Consider the following 1,068-nt stretch of genomic DNA (forward strand, 5'->3'; position numbering starts at 1 on the left):
TGTTGAAAAAATTAGAAAGCACCAGGCGCTAAGTAGCCCTGATCATCCCCTTCCCACTTTTGCGGTTTTCGCGCACGAAGCGACTTCTCATCCCAAAACTGTGGCAAATTGGTTTCATGGATTGCCAGAAGATGCCCGCCCAGAATTCTTTCTAGTGAACGATGCCGCCTTATTTGGGTTTCTCGATTCCACCTCAGCCGACGGCTATGAAATCGTCATGCCGTTCGCACCGAAAGCCGGAGAGAGTAATTCGCGGCCCGTTACCGAACTTGGGGAATCAAATGCCGGTTTCTGGAGGCCGGTAAATCTTCCCATGGGCGAGCAGGTGCGGGTTGATCACGGAGCAGGGATGTTGCTGTTCGTGAAGGCTGTTCTGGACGTCCTTAGTGCAAGAGGATACGCCGATGTGGTGTGGCTGAACCGTTATCTGGCCCTTCACAGATGAGCATGGGTAGTGGGGTGCGCGCGGGCTTCTCGAGGGGTGTGTTGTGAGGGCTGGGTAGAGGTCGAGGCCTCCAGGATGGGTAGCGACCAAGCAACCTGATCCATGAAGGCCTCGACGTGTCTCATGCTATCTGCGCGCCCGCGTGCGCGCTCTTCGACCTGCCCGACGTCCACGTCCTGGCCGTGGAACGCGGGGCGCGCCAGTTCACCGTGGTGGTTGAGACCGTGCCGCCCCTGGTGGGCTGCCCCTCCTGCGCAGTGCTCGCCACCGGTCATGGCCGCCGGAAGGTGCTCCTGCACGACCTGCCCTGTGCTGGGGTGCCGGTGCGGGTTCGCTGGCGCAAGCGGATCTACCGCTGCCTCGAGGACGCCTGCGAGATCTCGACGTTCAGTGAGATCCACGAGCTGGCGGCCCCGCGGGGCAAGCTCACCACCCGCGCGATCGCCTGGGCCGTGGCCCAGCTGCGCTCCCACGACATCGCGGTCTCGGCCCTGGCTGAGATGCTCGGGGTCGCTTGGAACACCGTCTGGGATGCCATCGCCCCGGTCATCGAGGACCAGTTGGCCGCCGAGGAGCGGCTGACCGGTGTGGACGCTCTCGGGGTCGACGAGCACGTCTGGCGC

General features: G+C 62.5%; 2 protein-coding genes. Both read left to right on the forward strand.

Annotated elements, in window-relative coordinates; genetic code table 11:
- A partial coding sequence (locus FRC98_RS21900; RefSeq protein ID WP_230467876.1) for a hypothetical protein occupies window positions 1-445 on the forward strand: 445 nt, incomplete at its 5' end.
- A gap of 95 nt (window positions 446-540) precedes the next feature.
- Window positions 541-1,068: helix-turn-helix domain-containing protein (locus tag FRC98_RS20760; protein WP_146983495.1), on the forward strand; the 528-nt coding region annotated here is incomplete at its 3' end.

The sequence above is a fragment of the Lujinxingia vulgaris genome, from assembly GCF_007997015.1.
Lineage (GTDB): Bacteria > Myxococcota_A > Bradymonadia > Bradymonadales > Bradymonadaceae > Lujinxingia > Lujinxingia vulgaris.